The organism is Pseudomonas batumici (assembly GCF_000820515.1).
Lineage (GTDB): Bacteria > Pseudomonadota > Gammaproteobacteria > Pseudomonadales > Pseudomonadaceae > Aquipseudomonas > Aquipseudomonas batumici.
Window position 1 is genome coordinate 192389 of record NZ_JXDG01000018.1, and the last position, 18441, is coordinate 210829.

16 protein-coding genes and 1 pseudogene are annotated in these 18441 nt (G+C 65.5%); 5 read left to right on the forward strand and 12 right to left on the reverse strand.

Annotated features, from left to right (window positions below; genetic code table 11):
* Positions 1-23 precede the first annotated feature (23 nt).
* A complete protein-coding gene (locus UCMB321_RS09000) occupies positions 24-1502 on the forward strand; it encodes a methyl-accepting chemotaxis protein (RefSeq protein ID WP_040065489.1) in 1479 nt (492 codons plus the stop codon).
* Positions 1503-1585: 83 nt separating this feature from the next.
* Positions 1586-1825: a hypothetical protein gene (locus UCMB321_RS09005; protein WP_040065565.1), complete on the forward strand. Its 240-nt coding sequence runs from the start codon at positions 1586-1588 to the stop codon at positions 1823-1825.
* A gap of 305 nt (positions 1826-2130) precedes the next feature.
* On the opposite strand, the gene UCMB321_RS09010 is transcribed toward UCMB321_RS09005, so the two are convergent.
* The 6 genes from UCMB321_RS09010 to UCMB321_RS09035 all read right to left on the reverse strand — a co-directional run bounded on the left by UCMB321_RS09010 (position 2131) and on the right by UCMB321_RS09035 (position 7988).
* A complete protein-coding gene (locus UCMB321_RS09010; RefSeq protein WP_040065491.1) occupies positions 2131-2928 on the reverse strand; it encodes an acyl-CoA thioesterase in 798 nt (265 codons plus the stop codon).
* 102 nt (positions 2929-3030) lie between these two features.
* Positions 3031-3795: a CHAD domain-containing protein gene (locus UCMB321_RS09015; protein WP_040065494.1), complete on the reverse strand. Its 765-nt coding sequence runs from the start codon at positions 3793-3795 to the stop codon at positions 3031-3033.
* Between the two features lie 7 nt (positions 3796-3802).
* Positions 3803-5773 (reverse strand): transglutaminase TgpA family protein, encoded by a 1971-nt coding sequence (locus UCMB321_RS09020; RefSeq protein WP_040065496.1) that lies wholly within the window; start codon positions 5771-5773, stop codon positions 3803-3805.
* A complete protein-coding gene (locus tag UCMB321_RS09025; RefSeq protein WP_052451109.1) occupies positions 5770-6753 on the reverse strand; it encodes a DUF58 domain-containing protein in 984 nt (327 codons plus the stop codon). Before UCMB321_RS09025 ends, UCMB321_RS09020 begins: the two co-directional genes overlap by 4 nt.
* Positions 6723-7640, reverse strand: coding sequence for an AAA family ATPase (locus UCMB321_RS09030; RefSeq protein ID WP_040065499.1), 918 nt, complete (start codon positions 7638-7640; stop codon positions 6723-6725). Before UCMB321_RS09030 ends, UCMB321_RS09025 begins: the two co-directional genes overlap by 31 nt.
* Before the next feature lie 69 nt (positions 7641-7709).
* Positions 7710-7988 carry a hypothetical protein gene (locus tag UCMB321_RS09035; RefSeq protein ID WP_040065500.1) on the reverse strand — a complete coding sequence of 93 codons (279 nt, stop codon included), beginning with the start codon at positions 7986-7988 and terminating at the stop codon, positions 7710-7712.
* 207 nt (positions 7989-8195) lie between these two features.
* On the opposite strand from UCMB321_RS09035, the gene UCMB321_RS09040 reads away from it, so the two are divergent.
* The gene (locus UCMB321_RS09040) at positions 8196-9236 is read left to right on the forward strand and encodes a patatin-like phospholipase family protein (RefSeq protein ID WP_040065501.1); all 1041 of its coding nucleotides are present in this window, start codon (positions 8196-8198) and stop codon (positions 9234-9236) included.
* Here the strand turns inward: UCMB321_RS09040 and UCMB321_RS09045 are convergent.
* The 6 genes from UCMB321_RS09045 to kdpF form a co-directional block, all read right to left on the reverse strand.
* Entirely contained in the window at positions 9233-9928 is a 696-nt protein-coding gene (locus UCMB321_RS09045) for a response regulator (protein WP_040065566.1), read from the reverse strand. The genes UCMB321_RS09040 and UCMB321_RS09045 overlap by 4 nt on opposite strands.
* A 36-nt stretch (positions 9929-9964) precedes the next feature.
* Complete coding sequence (locus UCMB321_RS09050; RefSeq protein WP_040065502.1) at positions 9965-12616, reverse strand: sensor histidine kinase; 2652 nt, start codon at positions 12614-12616, stop codon at positions 9965-9967.
* A 29-nt stretch (positions 12617-12645) separates the two neighbouring features.
* Positions 12646-13197, reverse strand: coding sequence for a potassium-transporting ATPase subunit KdpC (kdpC, locus tag UCMB321_RS09055; protein ID WP_040065568.1), 552 nt, complete (start codon positions 13195-13197; stop codon positions 12646-12648).
* Positions 13198-13340: 143 nt separating this feature from the next.
* Positions 13341-15389: a potassium-transporting ATPase subunit KdpB gene (gene kdpB / locus UCMB321_RS09060; protein ID WP_425338544.1), complete on the reverse strand. Its 2049-nt coding sequence runs from the start codon at positions 15387-15389 to the stop codon at positions 13341-13343.
* A gap of 16 nt (positions 15390-15405) precedes the next feature.
* Positions 15406-17115, reverse strand: coding sequence for a potassium-transporting ATPase subunit KdpA (kdpA, locus tag UCMB321_RS09065; RefSeq protein ID WP_040065504.1), 1710 nt, complete (start codon positions 17113-17115; stop codon positions 15406-15408).
* Positions 17116-17126: 11 nt separating this feature from the next.
* Complete coding sequence (gene kdpF, locus UCMB321_RS09070; RefSeq protein ID WP_017128001.1) at positions 17127-17216, reverse strand: K(+)-transporting ATPase subunit F; 90 nt, start codon at positions 17214-17216, stop codon at positions 17127-17129.
* A 351-nt stretch (positions 17217-17567) separates the two neighbouring features.
* On the opposite strand from kdpF, the gene UCMB321_RS09075 reads away from it, so the two are divergent.
* Together UCMB321_RS09075 and UCMB321_RS30640 are read left to right on the forward strand one after the other, a co-directional pair.
* Positions 17568-18332 (forward strand): response regulator, encoded by a 765-nt coding sequence (locus UCMB321_RS09075; RefSeq protein ID WP_040065506.1) that lies wholly within the window; start codon positions 17568-17570, stop codon positions 18330-18332.
* Positions 18332-18441, forward strand: a pseudogene (locus UCMB321_RS30640) (two-component sensor histidine kinase); the annotation flags it as partial. The gene UCMB321_RS09075 and the pseudogene UCMB321_RS30640, both read left to right, overlap by 1 nt.

Sequence of the window (18441 nt, forward strand, 5' to 3'; positions counted from 1 at the left end):
CGCTCAATCAGAGAAGACCTTCCATGGGTGCCTGGCTTAGCAATATCTCGCTGAAGTACAAGTTCTGGGCCGTGAACGCGGTCGCTTTCGTCACCACCCTGCTCCTGGTGCTGTACGCCGTGCAGTTGGAACAGCAGGCCCGCACCGACGCCGCGCGCGGCGCGGCCCAGGCCCAGGCCCGCCTGCTCGCCAGCTGGCCCGAAGGCAAGGCCTGGCCCGAAGCCGACAACCTGCTGGCGTTCAAGGCCGGCGAAACGCCTACCCTCAAGGGCCAGATGTTGCCGCGCCTGAAGGACGCCAGCGGCTGGGTCGCCTACGACTATATGCCGCTGTTCGGCGACAACCCGCTGCTCGGCGCGCAAGTGCTCGGCCATGGCGATCAGCAAGTGGCCGTACTCGCCTATGCCCCCAGCCTGGCCCAGGTGTTCAGCGAGCGTTTCGCCAACTATGCGGTGGCGGTGTTCATCCTGATGCTGGCGATGCTCGGCGCCTCGCAGTTGCTGATCCGCTTCCTGCTCAGCCAGCTCAATACCCTCAAGGACGTGATGCTCCATGTGGAGAAGAGCGGTGACCTTTCGGCCCGTGTCCCGCTGGCGTGCAAGGACGAAGTCGGACAAATGGCCAGCGCCTTCAATGCCATGCAGGCCGGCTACCAGCGGGTCGTCGGCACGGTGGCGCGCACCGCGGCGCAACTGGATGTCGGCGCCGCGCGCCTGGCCTCGAGCATGAACGACGTGCGCCACGGCATGCTCGGCCAGCAGAGCGAAACCGACCAGGCCGCCACGGCCATCAACGAGATGTCGGCGACCGTTTATCACATCGCCCAGCACGCCGGTGCCACCCGTGACCTGTCGCAAACCGCCGACGGCCTGGCCGGCAGCGGGCAGGCGGTGGTCAGCCGGGTCCAGCAGTCCATCACCGGGCTGTCCAGCGGCGTGCAGCAGACCGCCGTGATGATCCAGCAACTGGCCGAGGACAGCCAGAAGATCAATGGCGTGGTCAACGTGATCCACAGCATCGCCGAACAGACCAACCTGCTGGCGCTGAACGCCGCCATCGAAGCGGCCCGGGCCGGGGAAATGGGCCGCGGGTTCGCGGTGGTCGCCGATGAAGTGCGCAACCTGGCCAAGCGGGTGCAGACCTCCACCGACGAAATCACCACCATGGTCTCCGCCTTGCAGGCCGGCACCCGCGACGCCGTGGACTTCATGCAGGAAAGCTCGTTCAAGGCCGACGACTGTGTGCAACAGGCCCAGGAAGCCGGGGAGGCCCTGGCCCAGATCACCGGCGCGGTGGCCCAGATGCGCGAAAGCAATACCCAGATCGCCGTGGCCGCTGAACAGCAGAGCCAGGTGGCGGAGGAAATGAACCGCGCGGTGGTGAGCATCCGCGACGTGACCGAGAACACCGTGCAGCAGACCGTGGACTCGGCCACCACCAGCCATGACCTGGCCAAGCTGGCGGGAGAGCTGAGCAAGGCCATTGGCCAGCTCAAACTATAGGATCGATAGGAAGAGTTGATTCGCGCTGGCCGTCGGCCCGGCTTAATCTCTGTTCACCGACTACCCGAACAGAGGACAAGACCATGGGCCAACGTCACCCCAACTTCCCCGCCTGGCAATGGCGGGTTGCTCCCCAAGCGTCGCACGATGGCACCCGCGAAGGCATGCAAGTGCTGGCGGTGATCCTGTTCGCGCTGTCCTTCCTGCTGGTGAGTTCCGGGGTGTTCGCCGAGAACCCGACCAACTTCGCCGTCGGCGTGTTGGGCCTGGTGGCTGCGTTCAGCCTGCGCAGCAAAGGCCAGCGCCTGGCGCTGGAAGCCTGAACCGCTACGGTTTTGTGTAGGAGCTGGCGATTGATGCAAGCCTTGCCGGCCTCATCGCCAGCAAGCCGGCTCCCACAAGTCCATGTTCCAACACAAAACTATCGCCGGGCCTCGCACCTGTAGGAGCTGGCTTGCCGGCGATAGCGATCGGACAACCGACGCAAGGCTTGCCGGCCTCATCGCCAGCAAGCCGGCTCCTACAGGTCCGTGTTCCAACACAAAACTATCGCCGGGCCTCGCACCTGTGGGAGCGGCCGGTCGACGCTCGATTGCTGACGATAGCGATGTAACAGTCACCGCCTATATCAGCCGAACACGGTAACGGTCTGCCGGCTCAAGGCAATCAGCCGTCCATCCGCGCTCCACAACGCCGCCGCCACATGACCGTAGCCATCGCGGGCATGCTCGATCACCGCGCGGTATTGGCACCAGTCCAGGGTATCGAGCTCCAGCAACGGCTGGACGAACTCCACCGTCCAGGTCAGGGTGCTGCCGGCCGCCGGTTTGCCCAGGTGCGGCAACAAGGCCGGCGGCCACGCATCCACCAGCGCCAGCAGGTGCGCCTCGGTCAACGGTTCTTGCCGGATATACCCGCGCAAGCGCACCCAACCGCCCATCTCGCGGGATTTGTTGCCAGTAAAAGGCATGCCGCCGACGCCCCAGCGCATCGACAGATGACGCATGAATTCCGGCATCACCCCGGGGACATGCGGCAGCTCCTGGCATTCGTCCCAGTGCTTGAACGACGGCGCCGGCTCGGCCGGCACATTCACCACGGATTCCCGGGAGGCGCCGAAGCTGCCCTGCACCAGCGTCACCACCTGGCCGTTCTGCACGGCCCGGCCCAGCACCTGGCTGACCGCCTTGCCCTCGCGCAGCACCTCCACTTCAAAGTCGACGGCCAGCCCCGGCTCGACCGGCCCGACAAAGGTCACCGCCAGCGAACGCAACGGGCGCTCGGCCGGGACCCGGGCGCGCATCGCCTCGTATTGCAGCGCCACCACCAGGCCACCGAACGTGGCCCGCCCCTGCGCCCAATCGGCGGGAATGGAAAGCCCCCTCGGCTGGCGACGAACCGCATCGAGCAAATCTGAAAAGCGCATGCACACCTCGGCTGGAAAAAGTCCTGCGCAATAGTAACCAGCTCATTCGGGGCATACAGCGCCCATACCAGCCAAAGCAGCCGCCAAACAGGCCGTCGCCCGTCAGCTGAAACAGGTCTCGCTCAACCGATCCAGCACCCTGTCGGCCCTGCTCTCGGCCAGGGTCATGGTCCTGCGCCATCCCGTGATGCAGGCTTGCAGGTCCGCTTCATGTTCCGCCCGGAGCAGCCATTGCCAGCAATCGTGCCAGTCACCCAGCGCCTCCTGGGCCGACTTCAGACCCTTGATCGCCGCCGCCGGCAAGCGGTTCAGTTGCGGATAGGCTTCGGCGGCGTAGCGCACCCGCTTGATCAGCAGGCGCAGCCGATGGCGGTCATGAAGCGGATCGTGCAAGGCTTCATCCAGCGCCTCCCACTGTTTATCCAGGCGTTTTTCGATGCGTTTGCGCAACTTGCGCAACAGGCCCTGATGCTGCGAAGCACGCAGGAATCGCGGGAAGGCATCGAGCATGTCGAATAACTGTTTCAACTCGGTACTGCGCGCCACGGCCCAATAATCCTCGGACAACTGCGCCGTGCGCCGCGCCGCCGCCACGTGATGCCCCTGCCGGTGCAGGTAGGCGGCCAGCACTTCGCGGTCGCGGATCGGTGTGGTCAGGTTTCCGACCCGCTGCGCCGCCAACTCGACCTGTTCGACACCCGGCAAGCCACGCAGGGGCCGCAACAGGCTACGCAGGCGCCGTACCGTGGTGCGCAAGTCATGCAGGCCTTCCTCGTCGGTCAGCGCATCCACTCGCGCATGACACGCCAACAAGCGCACTTCGAGGCTCACGACCTGAGCCACCACTTCATCCACCAGGGCAGACATTCGACACTCACTCCCAAATCGAACTTCCAAGACTGCGACGCAATGACCGCAACGGCTGTTGCAATGCATCCATCGACGGGGTTCGTTCAGCATAGCGCCGGGCAACGAAACCCTGGACAAATGCACGGATATTTTCGGCCTGATGCGGCAACTGCAAGGCCGCCCGTTCGCCGAAAGCCAGCGGACCCTCACCGGGTTCACGCACCAGCCCCTGCCTGCGCAGCAGCTTTTCAAAGATCGCGAACAAGCGCAGCGCCGGATCGACCCGGTTCCGCCAGGGACGCAGCAACAGCAGCGAGAGCAAGCCCAGGATCAGCACCAGCCCGACCGGCAGGACCCAGCCGGCCAGGCCACCGAACCAGCGCCCCAGCAGTTGCAGTTGCTGTTCGCCCTGATAGCCGAGGACCCAGCGCTGCCAGCCGTAATTGAGATTATCCCAGCCCTGGCGCAGGTCATTGAGCCAGGTCAGGTGGCGGTAGCGCAGCGGCGACAGGGGCGATGCCCCGAGCATATCCTCGTCGCTCGCCAGGGCCTGCTCCAGCCCCTGGTCGATGCGCTGCGGGGCCACCGCGTAGGTCGGGTCGACACTGCGCCAGCCCTGCCCGTCCTGCCAGTACTCGACCCAGGCGTGGGCATCGAACTGACGCACCGTGAGGAAGCCGCCCGCCGGATTCCACTCACCGCCCTGATAGCCGGCCACCATCCGCGCCGGAATCCCCGCCGCCCGCAACACGAAGGTCATGGCCCCGGCGTAATGCGCGCAAAAACCCTGGCGGCTGTCGAACAGGAAGCCATCGATACTGTCGGTGCCCAAGGTCGGCGGCTTGAGGGTGTAGTGATACGGCTCGTCGTGAAAGTGCCTGAGCAGGGCCGCCACCAGCGCCTGGGGCTGTGGATAACGTTGCCGCAGCTGCACCGCCCACTGACGGCTGCGCGGATCGCCCTGGGCCGGCAATTGCAGGGCCTGGCGCCGAGCCCGTTCATTGAGCTGCGGATCGCGCACCACCTGCGGCCAGGATTCGACCCGATACAGCAACGCCTGCTGCAGCGGACGCTGGCGCTGCACGCGATAGTCCGCCAACTGGTGCACATCCGCCTGATCGGTACGGGCCACATCCAGCGCCGGCAACCAGGGTTTACCGCTGGGTTGGAGGATGATGCTGTAGCGCCAGGACTCGCCGTCGGCCTGCCATTTCGGGGCCTGGCTGTAGGCAATCGCCGGCGCCTGGCTCCAGCGCCGACCGTCGAATTGCTCCAGGGTCAGCGCCCGCCAGTACAGGTCGCGACGCGCCGGCGGGGGGCCGTCGAAGCTGGCGCGAAAGGCCAGTTCCGCGGAACGCCCAAGCTCGGCCACATCCCCCGGCGACATGCTCTCGGACAGGCCGCTCTGCGCCTTGTCGACGGCCAACGGCAACGACCAGAGCGGCGCGATACGGGGAAAGAACAGGAACAGCAGGAGCATCAGCGGCAAGGCTTGCAACAACAAGGTCGTGGACAGTCGCAAGGTCGCCAGGGGGCGGGTCGCCGGCCCTTGCTGCAAACCGATCAAGGCCGCCAGCAGCGCCCCCACCGGCAACAGGCTGTAGAACGCCCAGGGCAAGCTGTCCTCGAACAGGTAGGCCACCGCGACACAGAACAGCCCGAGGAAAATCAGGACCAGCGCATCGCGGCGGGTGCGGGTCTCCACCAGCTTGAGGATGAACATCGCCACCAGCAGCACCGCCCCGGCGTCCAGCCCGATCAGGCTGCTGCGCGAGAGCCAGATGCCGGTGATGGTGCCCAGCAGCAGAAGCCCTTCCATCAGGCGCCCGGGAAAACGCGCACGCATGCGGTAGACCTGGACCCGCCAAACCGTGCAACCGAGCCACAGCGCCAGCATCCACGGCGGGACATGAAACCAGAACGGCAGCATCACCAGGGTCTGGGCCACCAGCAGCCAGACCAGGCTGGCGCGGGAAATCAGCGGCGCGCTGCTCATGGGCTTTTCCCGAACAGCGCCAGGGCCCGCAGGCAGGCTTCGCAATGGGCCGCACCGCTGTCGCTGGCCAGCACGCGGTCGGGCAGGCGCAGGGAGAACGCCGCCTCGCGCCGGGACAGCTCCAGCACCCAATAGCACAGGCGCGACAGACGTTGCTCGACATCGCCCCCCAGGGCGAGGAAATCCAGGCACAGCTCACGGCCATCGAGCCGGGCGAACTCCTTGATCAACAGGCCCTGCCCCCGCGAGTAGGCTTTCCAGTGCAGCCGCCGCCAGGAGTCGCCGGTCTGGTAGGTCTTCAACCCCTGATAGTCGTCGACACCCACGCCATGGGCACGGGCCCCCTCCTCCGGGTCATCGGCGCTGACACTGGCCAGGGTCGGCAGCTCACCTTCCAGGGGCTGTGGATAAACCAGCACCTTCTGGCCCAGGTCGAGCCGGCTCCAGGTCCGCAGGATCCCCAGCGGGAAGCTGCTCTCGACGCCGATGCGCGGCGCGTGCAGCCAGCCCCGGACCTGGGTCGGTCGATTCAACTCCAGTTCACGGAAGCCCGCGGCCGGCACATCGACGTTGTGCACGGTCTGCCTCGACCAGCCCAGGCCAATGGACTGATGGGCTTTCCCGGCACTTTCCAGGCGCACGACAAAACGCGCCTGCTCGCCGACAAACACCGCGGGCCCGGTCCCGGCGCTGAGCACCAGCCCCTGCAGGTTGCGCCAGGTATGCAGGATCGCCACGATGAACACCGACAGCAGCAGGAAGCACAGGGCGTAGGCCAGGCTGTTCTGGTAGTTGATGGCGACCATCAGGACCAGCGCCAACAGGGCCGCAAACACGCCACCGGCGCGATTGGGCATGATGAAGATCTGCCGCTGGGTCAGTTGAACCCGCGCCGAGGGCGGCAGGCGCCGCACCAGCCAGGCCTGCCAGAGCCCGCGCAGGCGCCGGATCAAAGCGCCGGCACCTCGCGCAGCAGCCACTGCACCAGGGCGCCGCCGCCCTGCCCGGCGGGGTCGGCGCGCTCGCGCAGGCGATGGCCGACCACCGAGGGCAAGACCGCCTGGACATCTTCCGGGATGACATAGTCGCGTCCGGCCAACAGGGCCCAGGCCCGGGCGGCGGCGAGGATCGCCAGGCTGGCCCGGGGTGACAGGCCCCAGGCGAATTGCGGCTGATCGCGGGTCGCGCCGACCAGACGCAGCACGTAGTCCACCAACGGATCGCTGGTGCGCACCTGCTTGGCCTGCTGTTGCAACGCCGACAGCTCGGCATGACTGAGGATCGGCTGCAACCTTGGCAGCAGGTCACGCCGCGCCACGCCTTGCAGCAGGGCCTTTTCCGCGGCCCGGGCCGGATAGCCGAGGGACACCCGCATCAGGAAGCGATCGAGCTGCGACTCCGGCAAGGCGAAGGTGCCGCCCTGGCTGCTGGGGTTTTGCGTGGCGATCACGAAGAACGGCGACGGCAACGGACGGGTGGCGCCCTCGAGGGTCACCTGCCCTTCCTCCATGGCCTCGAGCAACGCGCTCTGGCTCTTGGGCGTGGCCCGGTTGATTTCGTCGGCCAGCACCAGTTCGGCGAAGATCGGTCCCGGATGGAACACGAACTGCCCGCTGTCCTTGTCGAACACCGAGGTGCCGAGGATATCGCTGGGCAGCAGGTCGGAGGTGAACTGGATACGCTGGAAACCCAGGCCAAGGACCTTGGCCAGGGTGTGGCCGAGGGTGGTCTTGCCCATGCCGGGCAGGTCTTCGATCAACAGATGACCGTCGGCCAGCAGGCAGGTCAGGGCCAGGCGAACCTGTGCATCCTTGCCCAACACCACCTGATTGACGGCCTGCAGGCAGGCTTCCAGCTTACTGCGCATGGGCAGACATCCGAACTGGGGAAGAAGCCGGGGATATTACCGTGTTCGGCCATCAATCATCAGAGGGGCTCAACGTCCGGCGCGGGACTCACGAATGTAGAAGCGTGCCTTCTCGGCCTTGTTGGTGCAGCCCTCGTAGGCTTCGAACTGCTGCTGGGTCTTGGCCCCGGTCAACAGCGACAGCGCCTTGGAGTAGCTCACGGTCCCGGCAAAGCCCTCGGCTTTGGCCAGGTCCAGCTCACGCCAGGCGGCGTCCAGCTGTGTGCCACAGCTTTCTCGGTAGGCTGATTTACCCGCGCAACCGGCCAAGGCCAACGCGATCAATGGCACACAGATCCAGGCTTTCATCAATGACACCTCAGGAAAATAAACAATCGTGCAGGTTAAGACGGTGCGCCGGGCAAAAAGTGCCTTGGCCTGCCTCAAGCTTAACCAATCAAGATGAAGTTTAGTGCAGTCGATCCGCTCCCCCAGGCCAAAAAACAGCCCACGTCCCGATTGTAGCCGCCGTCCTGGAGGTGCATTGTTAGCAAAGGGTTGTTCAAGGATCGAGTCATGAAAAAACGCGTCGCGCTGGTGTTGGGCTCGGGCGGGGCCCGGGGTTATGCCCATATCGGGGTCATCGAGGAAATCGAGAGACGCGGTTATGACATCGCCTGCGTCGCCGGCTGCTCCATGGGCGCGGTGGTCGGTGGCATCTACGCGGCCGGCAAACTCGACCAGTATCGCCAATGGATCGAGAGCCTGGACTACCTGGATGTGCTGCGCCTGGTGGACGTGAGCTTTCGCCTGGGCGCCATGCGCGGTGAAAAGGTCTTCGGGCAGATCCGCAAGATCGTCGGCGAGGTCAATATCGAGGACCTGCGCATCCCCTACACCGCCGTCGCCACCGACCTGACCAACCAGCAGGAAATCTGGTTCCAGGAAGGTTGCCTGCATCAGGCGATGCGCGCCTCGGCGGCGATTCCCAGCCTGTTCACCCCGGTGATGCAGGGCAACCGCATGCTGGTGGACGGCGGCATTCTCAATCCGCTGCCGATCGTGCCGGTGGTCTCCAGCCACAGCGACCTGATCATCGCCGTCAACCTCAACGCCACCAACCAGAAGCAGTACAAGCTGCCGGTGATCCAGCGGCCGCCGGCGTTCAAGAGTCGCTTCAACAACCTGCTCAGCTCCATGGGCTCGCGCCTGCCGTTCCGGCGTAAACAGGCCGAGGAGCTGTTGCGCCTGGAACAGCAGACCCTCGCCAGAGAGGCCGCACAGCTGGACAATCCCTGGCTCGACGGCCCGGAACCGCAAGTCCGGCAGGCCGCCGCCGCAGCGCAAGACAATGGTGCGCCGAAGTCCGCCACCGGCTCGGTGATCATCGACAACGTCGGACCTGCGTCGTTGCTGGACCTGATCAACCAGAGTTTCGAGGTGATGCAGACCTCGCTGGCGCAATACAAGATCGCCGGCTATCCGCCGGACATCCTGATCAACGTGCCGAAAAGGGTGTGCCGGTTCTTCGAGTTCTACAAGGCACCGGAACTGATCGCCCTGGGGCGCGAGATTGCCAGCGATACACTGGATCGCTACGAGGAAGAAGGCCGCTAGGCCTGGCTATCCAGTAGCCGATAACCGACCCCCGCCTCGGTCACGATAAATCGCGGCGCGGTGGGGTCGTCCGCCAGTTTCTGGCGCAGATGCCCGACCACGATCCGCAGGTAGTGGCTGTCCTCGACATGGGTCGGCCCCCAGATATCCTTGAGCAACTGCTGCTGGGTGATCACCCGCCCGGGATGCCGTGCCAGCTGCGCCAGTACCGCATACTCCTTGCGGGTCAGCGCCACCTCCGCGCCATCCAGCAGCACCCGTCGATAGGCCAGGTCGATGGTCAGCGGACCGAAGTCCAACGCCGCCTCCTGGGCCTCGCCGCTGGGCGCCTGGCGCAACAGGGCACGAATCCGCGCGAGGAATTCCTGGATGCCGAATGGCTTGGTCACGTAGTCGTTGGCCCCGCCGTCCAGCGCCTCGACCTTCTGCCCCTCGCCGGCCCGCACCGAGAGCACCAGCACCGGTGCCATGGACCATTCGCGAAACTCGCGCAACACCTGCTGGCCGTCCATGTCCGGCAACCCCAGGTCGAGCACCAGCAGGTCCGGTTTATTCAAGGCCGCATGGGCCAGGCCCTCGCCGCCGGTGCCGGCTTCCAGCACCTTGTAGCCCTGGGACACCAGGCTGATGCGCAGGAACTTGCGAATCTGCGGCTCGTCGTCGATGACCAGGATGGTCGCGGTCTGGGTCATGGTCTTGGTATCGTGGCAATCGGTAGCCAAAGCATATCAGGCTTCACTTTCAATGCCCGGTTGCTCCTGCAGAGGAAGGAACAGGCTGATGCAGGTGCCGTGGCCGTCGATGCCGTCATCCACGCCGATATGCCCGCCGTGTGCGCCGACCATGCCCTGGCAGATCGCCAGGCCCAGGCCCGTGCCCTGCCCGCCGCGATCGCCGCGGGCGGCGGTGTAGAACATGTCGAAGATCTTGGGCCGCTCATCCAGTGGAATCCCCGGTCCTTCGTCACTGACGGAAAAGAACAGCTCCTTGTCGGTGGTACCGACGCACAGTTGCAGGCGCCCCTGGGGTGGCGAGAAGCGCGCGGCGTTTTCCATGACATTGATCAGCGCCTGCTCGATCAGCGCCGCGTGCACATACAGCAGCGGCAACTCCGCCGGCAACTCGGTGCTGACCTGTAAGGGCGCCAGGACCGCCCGCAGCCGGTTCAGCGCACTGCCGATGATATCCGCCGGCGCGACCCAGTCGCGGGCGAGCTTCAATGCGCCATGGCCCAGGCGGGTCATGTCCAGCAGGTTCTGGATATAGCGGTCCAGGCGCTCGGCTTCGTTGCGGGTGCCTTCCAGCAGCTCCTGGCGATCTTCCGGGGGAATCGCCTCGCCCAGGGCCAACAGGCTGTCGATGCTGCCGCGCATGGAGGTCAACGGGGTGCGCAGGTCATGGGACACCGAAGCCAGCAAGGCACTGCGCAGTTGTTCGGTTTCGCCATGCAGGCGCGCGGCCTCGAGGTCGTCGGCCAACTGGGCCCGGGCCAGCGCCTGGGCCAGCGGCTGGCTGAGGGCGGTCAACAGGCGCCGGCGCTGCCCGCTCAAGGTCTGACCGTCTTTGGGACGCACCCCCAACAGGGCCATCGGTCCCTCTTCCACCGACAGCGGCCACCACCACCAGCGCCCGAACGGCAGGGTCCCGGTGCCCATGCCCGCCGGCTGGTCATGCTGCCAGGCCCAGTCGGCGGCGGCCCGCTCGGATTCGGAGAAGGTCTGCGGGCCGCCGGTCTCGACTTTCCAGCCACCCTGGCCGTCGCGGTTGAGCAGGCACACTTGCAGCTCCTCCCAACCACTGAGGTGCTGGGAGGCGGCGCTGATCACCGCCTGGCGATCGGTGGCCGCCGTCAGTTTGCGCGACAGGTCGAGCAGTTCGCTGGTTTCTTCCTGGGTATCGCGCAGGGCCTCCAGCTGCTGCCGCTGGCGGGCAGCGAGGTTACCGGTGAGCACCGCCATCAGGAGGAAAAACAGCAGCGTCAGGACATCCTCCTCGCGCTGGATGGCGAAGGAGAATTTCGGCGGGGTGAACAGGAAGTCGTAACTCAGGAACGACAGCACCGCACAGGCCAGCGAAGGCCCCAGGCTGCTGCGCACGGCCACCAGCAACACGGCGGCGAGGAACACCAGGGAGATATTCGGCAACGGCAGGAGACTCGCCACGCCCCAGGCCAGGGCCGTGGCCAGGATCGTCGCCACCAGCGCCATCGCGTAGTCGAACCAGACCACCGCTTGCGGGGCGCGGGCCCGCGCGACATGTTGTTCTTCGTCGCGGTCCAGCACGTTGATTTCCAGCCCGTGGGAGCTGCGCAACAAACGCGCGGCCAGGCCTCCGCCAAACACGCGCCGACGCCAGCGCTGGCGTGACTGCCCCACCAGCACCAGGCTGGCCCGACGTTCGGCGGCGTGTTGAATCAGGGTCTTGGCCACTTCCCCGGCGCGCAGCAACACCACTTCGCCACCGAGGCGCTCGGCCAGTTGCTGGGCGCTTTGCAGGCGCAGGCGCGACGGCTCGTCGCGGACCCTGCCGTTGTCCACATGCACCAAGCTCCAGGGCAGATGGCGGCGCTGGGCGACCCGACTGGCATGGCGCACCAGGCGCTCGGCCTGGGAATCGCCGTCCACCCCCACCAGCAAGCGTCCGCGCAGGGCCGGCGCCGACTGGCCGAGGGTCCGGTAGCCCAGGGCCAGATCGTTGTCCACCTGGGCGGCGGCCGTTTGCATGGCCAGTTCGCGCAACGCGGTGAGGTTGGTCTGGCTGAAGAACGCGTCGATGGCGGCGCGGGCCTGCTCCGGCACATAGACTTTGCCGTCGCGCAAGCGCTCCAGCAGTTCACGCGGCGGCAGGTCGATCAGCAGCAGTTCGTCGGCCTCCTGCAGGACCCAGTCCGGCAGGGTTTCGCGCACCTGCACGCCGGTAATGCCGCGCACCTGGTCATTGAGGCTTTCCAGGTGCTGGACGTTGACCGTGGTGAACACGTCGATGCCAGCGGCCAGCAATTCCTGGACGTCCTGCCAGCGCTTGACGTGACGGCTGTTGGGGGCGTTGCTGTGGGCCAGTTCATCGACCAGCACCAGTTTCGGCTTGGCCTTGAGCAGGCCGTCGAGGTCCATTTCCTCGAGCATGACGCCGCGATACTCGGAGCGCACCATAGGCTGCTGCGGCAAGCCGCTGAGCAGCACCTCGGTTTCCGCGCGGCCGTGGGTTTCCACCACCCCGGCCAGGAGCTTCACGCCCTGGCGCAGTTGGGTATGGGCAGCCTGCAACATGGCGTAGGTCTTGCCGACGCCGGGCGAGGCGCCAAGGAACACCTTGAGCCGGCCGCGACCTTCGCGGGGCAGTTCTGCTAGGAGCGCATCGGCGCGACCGGAATCACTCATGTCCTGGACTCTCTCTGGTGCCTGTGGCGCTATTTCGAGACTTCGGCCAAGGCCGCATTCAATGCAAGCACATTGACCACCGGCGGGCCAATCAGCGGTTGCTCGATATGCATTTCAACCAGTCTCTCGACATCCGCCGCCGGCAGGTTGCGCGCCTGCGCAACCCGCGCCAGTTGATAGCGAATAGCCTCAGGTGGCAAGTGCGGATCGAGGCCGCTGGCCGAAGTGGTCAACAACGCCAAGGGCACCGGCCCCTGTCCGGGCACCGCCTGCTTGGTCGCGTCGTCGAAAATCCGCGTGGCCAGGGCCGGGTTGCTCGGGCTCAGGTTGCTGGACGAACTGGGCACGGTGGCGAAGGCCCCCGCCGAAGGCCGCGGGTGGAACCAGGCGTCACCGGTGAAATCCTGGGCAATCAGCGCCGAGCCACGGACCTTGCCGTCGGCATCGCGCACCAGGCTGCCATTGGCCTGTTCCGGGAACGCGACCTGGGCCACGCCAGTGACCACCAGGGGATAGGCGACACCGGTAATCAGGCTCATCAGGACCAACAGGCTCAAGGCCGGACGCACTACACTGGACATGTTCAATTCCTCGAATTCAGGGGTACACAACAATCTGTGGGAGCCGGCTTGCTGCGGGCGGCGTTCCGGCGATGGGGCCAGTGAGCCTTGCATCGCCTGATCGGCCGCTATCGCCAGCAAGCCGGCTCCTACAGGAAAACGCCTCACACCAGATGCAACGCCGTCAGCAGCATGTCGATGGCCTTGATCCCCACGAACGGCACCACGATCCCACCCAGCCCGTAGATCAGCAGGTTGCGCCGCAACAGGTGCACGGCACTCGCCGCCTGCACCCGCACGCCACGCAGGGCCAGCGGGATCAACACCACGATGATCAGCGCGTTGAACACGATCGCCGACAGGATCGCGCTCTGCGGGCTGGCCAGGTGCATGATGTTGAGCACCCCCAGCTGTGGATAAATCGCCGCGAACAGCGCCGGCAGGATGGCGAAGTACTTGGCCACGTCGTTGGCAATCGAGAAGGTGGTCAAGGCCCCTCGTGTCACCAGCAATTCCTTGCCGATCTGCACCACGTCCAGCAACTTGGTCGGGTCGCTGTCGAGGTCGACCATGTTCGCCGCCTCGCGTGCCGCCTGGGTGCCGTCGTTCATCGCCATGCCGACGTCGGCCTGGGCCAGTGCCGGGGCGTCGTTGGCACCGTCACCGCACATCGCCACCAGACGACCGTCGTTCTGCTCCAGGCGAATGCGCGCCAGCTTCTTCTCCGGGGTGGCCTCGGCCAGCACGTCGTCAACCCCCGCCTCTGCCGCGATTGCCGCCGCGGTCAGCGGGTTGTCGCCGGTCACCATCACGGTGCGGATACCCAGCTTGCGCAGCTCGGCGAACCGGTCACGGATGCCCGGCTTGACCACGTCCTTCAGATGGATGGCCCCCAGCAGCTTGCCGTCGGCGCAGACCAGCAACGGCGTGCCGCCACTCTGGGCGATCCGGTCGATCTCCCGGGACAGCACCGGCGACAGATCGCTACGCTTCTGGCCGACAAAGGCCAACAGCGAATCCACCGCGCCCTTGCGATACACCCGGCCCTGGTAGTCGACACCCGACAGGCGCGTCTCGGCGCTGAACGGCACGGCGGTCAGTTCGGCCGCCGCCGGTTCGTTCTGCGGATGCAGTTCGCGCAGGTACTCGACGATCGACTTGCCTTCGGCGGTGTCGTCCGCCAGCGAGGCCAGCAAGGCACCCTCGGCCAGTTCCTTGGCGCTGACGCCAGGGGTGGCATAGACCGCCGTGCAGCGACGGTTGCCGAAGGTGATGGTGCCGGTCTTGTCCAGCAACAGCACATGCACGTCACCCGCCGCTTCCACCGCACGACCGGATTTGGCGATCACGTTCAGGCGCACCAGGCGGTCCATCCCGGCGATACCGATGGCCGAGAGCAGGCCGCCGATGGTGGTCGGGATCAGGGTCACCAGCAACGCCACCAGGAACACCAGCGGCAGGCTGCCACCGGAAAAATGGGCGAAGGGCTGCAGGGTCACCACCACCAGCAGGAAGATCAGGGTCAGGCCGATCAGCAGGATGTCCAGTGCCACTTCGTTGGGCGTTTTCTGCCGCTTGGCGCCTTCCACCAGGGCGATCATGCGGTCCAGGGTCGACTCGCCGGGGTTGGCGGTGATGCGCACGATCAACCAGTCGGACACCAGGCGGGTATTGCCGGTGACCGCCGAGCGGTCGCCGCCGGACTCACGGATCACCGGCGCGGACTCACCGGTAATGGCCGCTTCGTTGACGGCGGCGATCCCTTCGATCACCTCGCCGTCGCCGGGAATCATTTCCCCGGCGGATACGCGCACCACGTCGCCTTTGCGCAGGTTGGCGGCCGGGACCGACTCGAAGCTGCCGTTGGCCTTGCGACGATGGGCCACCAGGCCTTCGCTGCCGGCCTTCAGGCTATCGGCGCGGGCCTTGCCACGGCCTTCGGCCAGGGCCTCGGCAAAGTTGGCGAACAACACGGTGAACCACAGCCAGAGGGCGATCTGGGCGGCGATAAAGGTCGAAACCGCAGAGTCCGGCACAAAGCACAGGAGCGTGGTCAGGACCGCGGTCAATTCGACCACGAACATCACCGGTGCACGTTGCAACTGGCGCGGGTCGAGCTTGACGAAGGCTTGTACCAGGGCCGGACGCCACAGGGCGGAAATCGCGGTCTTGGGCTGTTCCACCACAGCCGGTTTTGTTGCGGGTAGAGGCATATTCATCATTGATTCCTCAGCTCTTCAGCCCAAAAGCAGCCATGCTCAGTTGTTCGGCAATTGGTCCCAGTGCCAGCGTCGGCAGGAAGGTCAGGCCCCCCACCAGCAGGATGGTCACCGTCAGCAGCGTGACGAACAGCAGGCCATGGGTCGGAAAGCTGTTCTGGCCGACCGGTGCGGTCTTCTTCATCGCCAGGCTGCCGGCCAGGGCCAGTACCGGGACGATGTAACCGAAGCGACCGAGCAGCATGCTCAGGCTCAGCATCAGGTTGTGGAACGCGGTGTTGCCGCTGAAGCCGCCGAACGCCGAGCCGTTGTTGGCATTGGCCGAGGTGTAGGCGTACAGCAGTTGGCTGAAGCCATGCGCCCCCGGGTTGCTGATCGCGCCGGCAGGTCCTGGCAGGCTGGCGGCAATCGCGCCCAGTACCAGGGTGCCCACCGGCATCACCAGCAAGGTCACCACCAGCAGTTGCACTTCCCTGGCCTGGAGCTTCTTGCCCAGATATTCCGGGGTGCGGCCGATCATCAGGCCGGCGAGGAATACCGCGGTCAGCACGTGCAGCAACATGCCATAGAGGCCCGCGCCGACACCGCCGAAGATCACCTCGCCAACCATCATGTTGACCAGCGACACCATCCCGCTCAGTGGGTTGAGGCTGTCATGCATGGCGTTGACCGAACCGTTCGACGCCGCCGTGGTGGTCACCGCCCAGACCGTGCTGGCGGTGGTGCCGAAGCGGGTTTCCTTGCCTTCCAGCGGAGCGGTCTGCTCCACCAGCGGATGATGCAGCGCCGGGTTCGGCTGATACTCGGCATACAGCGAGACCGCGCCGCCGATCAGCAGCAGGGCCAGCATGCAGCCCATGATCGCCCGGCTCTGGCGCAGGTCCTTGACGTAATGCCCGAAGGTGAACACCAGCGCCGCCGGAATCAGGATGATCGACACCAGTTCAAGCAGGTCGCTCAGGGCGGTGGGGTTTTCGAACGGATGGGCCGAGTTGGCGCCGAAGAAACCGCCGCCGTTGGTGCCCAACTGCTTGATCGCGATCTGGCTGGCCGCAGGTCCCAGGGGGATGACCTGGTCCACACCCTGCATCGTCACGGCATTGACGTAGTGGGCGAAGCTCTGCGGAACGCCCTGCCAGACCAGGAACAGCGCCAGCACCAGGCACAGCGGCAACAGGCCGTAGAGCGTGGCGCGGGTCATGTCGACCCAGAAGTTGCCCAGGGTCGCCGCCGAACGCCGACCGATACCGCGGCACAGCGCCACCAGCACGGCCAGGCCGGTGGCGGCACTGACGAAGTTCTGCACGGTCAGGCCGACCATCTGGCTCAGGTAGCTCAGCGAGGCTTCCCCACTGTAGCTCTGCCAGTTGGTGTTGGTCATGAAGCTGATGGCGGTGTTGAACGACAGGGTCCACTCCAGGCCCGGCAGATTCTGCGGGTTGAGTGGCAGGTACTGTTGGAACAGCAGGATCGCGAAGAGCAGCACAAATCCCGCCAGGTTGAAGGCGAACAAGGCCAGGGCATATTTCTGCCAGCTCTGTTCACTGTTGGCATCCACCCCGGACAGCCGATAACAGGCCCGCTCCACCGGCCCGAACAGCGGCGTCAGCCAGGTCCGCTGGCCCTCCATCACCTTGTAGTAGAACCGCCCCAATGCCGGTGCCGGCGCAAGCACCAGCACGAGAAACGCCAGGATCAGCAAATAGTCATAACTGTGCATACCTGCCGCTCCTAGTTCCGATCCGCGCGCAACAGCGCAACCAGTAGATAAATGAACAGCGCCACAGCCAACAGCAGTGACACCCCGTCCAGAATGCTCATGGAATTTTCCCCGTGGTACGGCAATGGCCGCGTGTGGGGTTCATTGTCGTGAGGGAGGCCGTAAAGGAACGAGGGCGACGCCCGGGGCGATGCGTAAAGAAGGCGTAAAGAGTGAGTTTACGCAGGCGTTACACCCTAGAATCCGCAGGCCCGCCAAGAAATGGAGGACGCGAAGGAAACTCACTGTGTCGGTTTCGATACATAACCGACAAGCGGCCAACATGCGCCGCCTGTAGCTTCTTGCGCAGCTACACTTGAAAGGGACGCGCGCCTGCTGGCCGGGTACCTATCCTGCAACAATCTCGCGGCCCCTCTTGGTGGTTGGCCGCCTACCGGTAGATAATCGCACGCATGCAGAACACTCCCGCTCCTCTGGCTGATGTCAACAAACCGCTCTCGCCGGGCGATGACAAGCGCTGGAATGTCCGCGCGCTGATCGTCGACGACGATATCCCGATCCGTGAACTGCTGATCGACTACCTGGCACGCTTCAGCATCCAGGCCACCGGTGTCACCGACGGCGCCGGCATGCGCCAGGCCTTGCAGCTCGAAACCTTCGACGTGGTGGTGCTGGACCTCATGCTCCCGGGCGAAGACGGCCTGTCGCTGTGTCGCTGGCTGCGCACCGAATCGGACATCCCGATCCTGATGCTCACCGCCCGTTGCGAACCCACCGACCGGATCATCGGCCTGGAACTGGGGGCCGACGACTACATGGCCAAGCCCTTCGAGCCTCGCGAACTGGTGGCCAGGATCCAGACCATCCTGCGCCGGGTACGTGACGACCGCACCGAGCAGCGGGCCAATATCCGCTTCGACAACTGGCGCCTGAACAGTGTGCTGCGCCAGCTGATCGCCGACGACGGGCTGGTGGTGCCGCTGTCCAACGCCGAGTTCCGCCTGCTCTGGGTGTTCATCGAACGTCCGCGCCGGGTGCTCAGCCGCGAACAGTTGCTCGATGCCGCCCGCGGCCGCTCCATCGAGGCCTTCGACCGCAGCATCGACCTGCTGGTCTCGCGGCTGCGACAGAAACTCGGCGACGACCCGAAATCGCCGCAACTGATCAAGACCGTGCGGGGTGAAGGCTACCTGTTCGACGCGAGAGAAATCGGCTGATGCGCGCACGCTTCGACACGCTGTTCGGACGCCTGTTCGGTGTGTTGTTGCTGGCGATCATTCTCGCCCATCTATTGGCTTTTCTCTGGTTCCATCATTACGGCGGCCC